We start from the raw sequence: 5,988 nt of genomic DNA, 5'->3' as shown, positions 1-5,988 counted from the left end.
GGCCCCCCAAATCTCCAAAAACCAAAACGGGAGGCAATGCCATGGCTTTTCTGTCTTTCAGGCCTGGGCACGTGTTCGGTGGCGGTCCCCGTTTGGGAACGGTTTGGATCCTGTTGCCCGTGGTTTCCTGCGGACTGATCCCCTGCCCAACTTTGGCCCAGAACGCCCCCTCCTCACAACCCCAAGCTGCCGTTTCCGTCCAGGGATCGCGGCTCTCGGAGGGGTTCTTCGAGTATTCTGGCACAAGCTGGACGCTCATCGGGCCAAGAGGTTTTGTTCGCTTCGGATCGCCCTCATCCGCGATCAGCCCATTGGCTTCTTTCGGCGATCCAGGTGCCGGGCTCGGCATGGGAATCAAGGCCGGTCACATCCAGGGCCAGTTCTTCGGACACTGGGGCCAGCAATACCGACGATCCTTCATGGGGCAATCACTGCAGATCACGTTGCCGGATGGGTCCTGGGGGAGCATGGGAGATCAGGCGTATACTCCGTTCGTGATCGGTTTCTTTCCCGTGGTCGGTGATGCCCCACTGTACCCGCCCCTCGCTCCGGGATTGCCGGTCCCGGCAGATCCATTTCCACTCTTTGCAACTCCCGGAATGTTTGCCCCGCCTTCCGGAATCTCCGAAAACACCGCAGCGATACGCAAACCCGGTGAAAAAAATTCAAATCGCGATGAAAAGGACGGCCCTTCCCAACCTGGTCTGCCGAACGAAACACCTCTTGGACAAGATCAGAACGCGCTGGTGCTTTCCGGAAAAGCTTCGGAACACTCAAGGGATGGGGCTTCCCCCGCGGTGATTTCCAAATCTGCAGAACGGGTTGTGTACGGTGTGGACGAGGCCCGCCGGCGACGTGAGCAGGAACTGGCGCGAGAAAACGAGATCGCGCGGTCGTACCTCAGTCGGGCCGAGACTGCCCTGCAAAGTGGAAAGCCCGAGGTCGCTAAGACCTATCTGAGGCTCGCCCTCCAGCATGCCTCGGAAAGGCTCCGGGACGAAGTCGTGAGCAAACTCAAGTCGCTGGAGCAACCTGGTAAACCGTGAGCGTGGCGAGGCATCTCGTCCGACGCGTCAAGCGATCTGTTGTGCGATGGTCGCGACCGCGCAAGCAGGCTTTCATGCGGCGACATTGTCGGCCACCATTGAATCGCCCCTCCAGGTTGCCAGCACTGGTGCAGAAATTGCCATAAACAAGCCGTGGTGAATCGTCCAGAACAAAGCGAACAGGTGTTTATCGAGCGCATTCGGGCAAAGGACCCGGTAGCGTGGGAACAGCTCATCGCCACTTATGAGGGACGGCTCCTGGCATTCCTCGAGCCTCGCGTAGAAGACCGTGCCACAGCCGAAGACCTGGTCCAGGAAACGTTCACCGGTTTTCTCAGGAGTCTGCCCCACTTCGATGATTCGCGCTCTCTGGAGAAATGGCTGTTCGCCATTGCAGCCAACAAGCTGAAAGACCATCTGCGACGGGATCGACGCCTCCAATCGCTCATGGTGTCCAGCGAGGAACACAGATCCTCGCAGATTCCCGTACCGGCCAAAGCACGCGGGCCAAGCACCATCCTGGACAGCCGGGAACGCCGCACCCAGCGGGAGGCCCTTCTGGTCACGATTCTCGGTGAAGAGCTGGATCGACTTCGCCAAAATGCCGAGTGGACGAGACTGGCTTGTCTGGAACTTTTGTTTGTGGGGGGATTTCGCAACAAAGAGGCGGCCGAAATCCTGGGAATATCCGAGCAACAGGTGGCCAACTGGAAACACGATTTTCAATCCCGGCTCAAGCGGCACCTCGACGCGGCGAGGGAAAACGGTATCGTGTTTTGACGACGCCCAATCGGGAGCACCCAGCGCGGTCGCCGGGGGTTTTTTCAACCTTTTGAAGCTGAAGACGGAATGGTTACCCAGCACAGTGGACCGGAGTGCGAGATGGGCCGCGAAAAAGCAGAAATTCGCCTGGAAGAACTTGAAGCGTTTCTCGACGAGGCGCTGCCCAGCCCTCGCATGCGGGAAATCGAAGAGGCCGTCCGCCAGGACAGGAATCTTGCCGAACAACTGCGTCTGATCATTCAGCGGCGGGACTCAGGGGTAGTCTCTATCGCCGAAGTTTGGCGCCGTCATCGCTTAAGTTGTCCCACCCGTGAGACACTTGGGGCGTACCTCCTTGACACGCTGCCGATGGAAGAGGCGCGATTTGTACGCATTCACCTGGAGCGAGTCGGTTGCCGCTATTGTCTGGCCAATCTGGCAGATCTCCAGTCGCGCATGGAAGCGACGCAGCAAGAGAAAGAAGCGGCGCAGCGCCGTTGCCAGCGGTATTTTCGCTCCAGCCTTCATCATCTCACCCATTCTGGAGATGTATGAGCCATAATTAAGAGACGGAATTGAGGGAGTTCTTTATCGTCTCTGTATTCGCCTGGCGGAAATGTCTCCATGATCCCTCCAGAAACGCCTCCGGAATGGCTGACACCCCTGTTCCTGGCCGGTAAGGAAGGGGATGTGACCGTGCTGTTCGGCCGGCTGGGGATGGCCGCCCTTTTGGGTTTTTTGGTGGGCATGCAGCGGGAGCACACTGAGGGAGGCATGCCCGGCTTGCGGACCTTTCCCCTCATCACACTGAGCGGCAGCGTGTTCGCGCTGCTGGGGCTCTCCTTCGGCGGCTGGCTTCCCGCAGCCGCTTTATTGTGCTTGGTTGCCCTGCTCTTCTTCCCACACTGGCTGAGGATTCGGCGGGCGGATCCTGACCCCGGCCTGACCACGAGTGTGGCGGTCATCCTGATGTACGGCGTGGGTGCGCTCCTGGTCCTGACCCGCATCGAAGTCGGCGTGGTCCTCGGTGGTGCTGTGGCGGTTCTCCTCCAGTTCAAACCGGAAATCCACCGTTTCGCTGAACGGCTGGGGGATGATGATCTGCGGGCCATCATGCAGTTTGTCCTCATCACGTGTATCATTCTGCCCGTTTTGCCCACAAAACCTATTGATCCACTCAAGGTGGTCAGTCTGTTCAACGTGTGGTTGATGGTGGTTTTGATTGTGGGCATCAGTTTGGGGGGCTACATCGCGTATAAATTCCTTGGAGCGCGGGCAGGCATCTATCTGGCGGGCATTTTGGGAGGCGCTGTCTCCAGCACGGCCACCACCATCAGCGCGGCCCGGCAGGCACGCGGTGATCGCGCTCAACAGAACGCCGCGGCGGTGGTCATTCTGCTCGCTTCCACCGTGATGATCGGCAGGATTTTTGTGGAGATAGCCGTCGTCAATCCGGCGATGCTGGAGACATCGCTGATCCCGCTGACCCTGTTGGCCCTCGCCACATACCTGCCGGCGCGTTTCCTGCGTTTGCCCCAGGATCTCGACGGTAGCAAGCTCGTTGCCGACCATCAGAACCCGACGCAGCTTCGCTCGGCCATCTATTTCGCCGTGCTCTACGCCATCGTTCTGTACCTCATCGCCTGGCTCAAGAACAACGTGGGAGAGTCCGGTTTGTACTCGCTGGCCATCCTCTCGGGACTTCACGACATGGACGCCATCACCATCTCTGTCAGTCGCATGGCAGCCACCGACCAACAACTGGCCGAACAGGGATGGCGGTATCTTGTGGCGGGTGCGCTGGCCAACATGGGTACGAAAAGTGTGCTGGCGGGCGTGATGGGGAATCCACGACTCGGGATCCGCGTGGCCCTCGCCTTCCTTCCCGGACTGATCACAGGCCTGATCCTCATCGTGTTCTGGCCGTAGAATTAATGGCGAAGGCCCTGCCGCCCCCCGGGAGGTGGTGAACAACGTTGTCGTGCCTGTTCAGACCGGAGAAACAACCTGTATCCCGTCTTTGGCCTTCAGCGGGGTCTTGGCTTTCGTCTGGAAAGAGATTCTTTCGGCTCGCTCCCGTGCGAGTCATGTCCACTATTGAGAGTTAAAAAGGAGGGCTATATGAGCCGCCGAGTTGACATACCTCCCCCTGCTTCTCCCACGGCGTCGGGAATCGTGCCCGCTGGCTGGTGGCACGAAGAAGACGGAAAACTTGTCTGTGACCTGTGTCCGCGATCGTGCCGGCTGGGCGAAGGACAGCGGGGCTTCTGTTTTATTCGCCAGAATTTGGGCGGCCAGATGGTACTCACCAGTTATGGCCGAAGCACGGGATTTTGCATTGATCCCATCGAGAAAAAACCTCTCAACCATTTCTATCCGGGCACGGCCGTGTTGTCGTTTGGAACAGCCGGGTGCAATCTCGGCTGTAAGTTCTGCCAAAACTGGTCAATTTCCAAGTCCCGAGAGATCGAACGGCTGAGCGAAACGGCCACTCCCCAGGCCATTGCCCGAGCAGCGAAAGCACTCGGTTGCAAGAGCGTTGCGTACACCTACAACGATCCGGTTATTTTCGCCGAGTATGCCGTTGACACAGCCAAGGCCTGCCACGAACTGGGGATCAAGAATGTCGCTGTAACGGCAGGGTATATTTCCGAGGTGGCCCGGGATTACTTTTTCGAACACATGGACGCCGCGAACGTGGATCTGAAAGGGTTTTCGGAAGACTTTTACCACCGTCTGTGTGCTGGCCATCTGCAACCGGTGCTGGACACGCTCAAGTATCTGGTTCACAAGACGCAGGTTTGGGTGGAAATTACCAACCTTATCATTCCTTCCGAAAATGACGACCCGGGCGAAATTCGCGCGATGTGCGAATGGATTCTCAAGGAATTGGGGCCGGATGTCCCACTTCATTTCACGGCATTTCACCCTGATTTTCGTCTGATGGATCACCCGCCCACGCCTGGCGATACGCTCATCCGTGCTTACGACATCGCCCGCGAGGTTGGCTTGCACTATGTTTATACAGGAAATGTCCTTGACATTGCCCGACAAAGCACCTATTGCCCAAAATGCGGCAATGTGGTTATAGAACGCCAGGGCTACTGGATCGGAAGGTATGCTCTAAAAGGGTCAAATTGCGGCTACTGCGGTGCCCCCATCGCCGGCCGGTTTGATCCTCAGGGTCCACGCGAACAGTGGGGCGCCCGCCGTCAGCCCGTCCGGATTGCCCATTTCGCATGATCGGCACGACACAGCTTCCACGGGAAGACCGCTCAGGCGGCCTCCTCGTGGCGGGGAGTCGTTGTTTGGGCAAGGCGTTCGAGAACCGCTTCCCGGGCGGTCTGTCTGGTGCCGCTAAAGTCAAGGAATTGGAGAAAATTCATGGAAACCTATCGCCAAGACGACCTGTCGTCCCAACAGCCTAAGATGGAAAACCCAGGAGGGGGCTCCAGCGGCGTGTCGGTCCCTGAAAAGCCGGAGCTTTCCGAGGAGCAAAAGAATCTCGTCCTCAAGGCGGTAGCCCGACGTGTCGCGGAAGCCGTGATCGGCGGGCCACAATCACGGCTGAACGAGCAACTGGGCGACGCAGGTGAAGTCCCGGTGTGGGGAGCATTTGTGACGTTAAAGGGTCCCGGTGGCACACTTCGTGCCTGCTGCGGCCAGGTGGGCGATGCGTCACCTCTCGGTAGCGCGCTCGACGCTGCGGCGGAGCGAGCCGCGCGATGGGACCTTCGGTTTCCCGCCATCCAGCGAGGGGAAATTGGGGAGCTTACCCTGGAGGTCTGGATTTTGTGGAATTGTCAGCCGATCACCGCGGAAGGAGAATCCCGCGTCGAGGCGGTGCAAATTGGCCGCCACGGTCTCCAGGTCATTCGTGGAAAGCACCGCGGTCTGCTGCTTCCTGGAGTGGCTGTGGAACACCACCTGGACGCGCGCCAATTCCTCGAGCACGTCTGCCGCAAAGCCGGATTGCCGGCGAACGCGTGGATGGACTCCGCCACGCAGTTGTTTACCTTTGACGGTTACTCGCTCGAAGCCCCTATGGCCTCCCTGCTGCCGCCGCACCTGCGGGAGGTAGCCACCGGAAAGCTGGCAATGGGCGATGTCGTCCGTCTCGCCGCATTGGCACATCACAATCTTCTGGCGATGTTCCAAGGGGCAACGCCCAACTATTACA

General features: G+C 58.8%; 6 protein-coding genes. All 6 read left to right on the top strand.

Features of this window, described 5'->3' with window-relative positions:
• A partial coding sequence (locus tag H5U08_RS08505; RefSeq protein WP_297032141.1) for a hypothetical protein occupies positions 1-1,046 on the top strand: 1,046 nt, incomplete at its 5' end.
• Positions 1,047-1,202: 156 nt separating this feature from the next.
• Positions 1,203-1,826, top strand: coding sequence for a sigma-70 family RNA polymerase sigma factor (locus H5U08_RS08500; RefSeq protein ID WP_297032140.1), 624 nt, complete (start codon positions 1,203-1,205; stop codon positions 1,824-1,826).
• A 102-nt stretch (positions 1,827-1,928) separates the two neighbouring features.
• Positions 1,929-2,363 carry a hypothetical protein gene (locus H5U08_RS08495; protein WP_297032138.1) on the top strand — a complete coding sequence of 145 codons (435 nt, stop codon included), beginning with the start codon at positions 1,929-1,931 and terminating at the stop codon, positions 2,361-2,363.
• A 69-nt stretch (positions 2,364-2,432) separates the two neighbouring features.
• On the top strand, positions 2,433-3,737 hold the full coding sequence (locus H5U08_RS08490; RefSeq protein WP_297032137.1) for an MgtC/SapB family protein: 1,305 nt from the start codon (positions 2,433-2,435) through the stop codon (positions 3,735-3,737).
• Between the two features lie 192 nt (positions 3,738-3,929).
• Positions 3,930-5,051 (top strand): AmmeMemoRadiSam system radical SAM enzyme, encoded by a 1,122-nt coding sequence (gene amrS / locus H5U08_RS08485; protein WP_297032135.1) that lies wholly within the window; start codon positions 3,930-3,932, stop codon positions 5,049-5,051.
• A gap of 141 nt (positions 5,052-5,192) precedes the next feature.
• The coding region (amrA, locus tag H5U08_RS08480) for an AmmeMemoRadiSam system protein A (RefSeq protein ID WP_297032133.1) at positions 5,193-5,988 on the top strand (796 nt) is incomplete at its 3' end.

Source organism: Thermogutta sp. (assembly GCF_014359955.1).
Classification (GTDB): Bacteria; Planctomycetota; Planctomycetia; order Pirellulales; family Thermoguttaceae; genus Thermogutta.
This window is presented reverse-complemented; position numbering and strand designations above follow the sequence as displayed.

Bases quoted from the DNA above. Each gene is read 5' to 3' on its own strand.
- H5U08_RS08495 (WP_297032138.1), top strand. From the start codon at position 1,929: ATGGGCCGCGAAAAAGCAGAAATTCGCCTGGAAGAACTTGAAGCGTTT.
- amrS (WP_297032135.1), top strand. From the start codon at position 3,930: ATGAGCCGCCGAGTTGACATACCTCCCCCTGCTTCTCCCACGGCGTCG.
- H5U08_RS08490 (WP_297032137.1), top strand. From the start codon at position 2,433: ATGATCCCTCCAGAAACGCCTCCGGAATGGCTGACACCCCTGTTCCTG.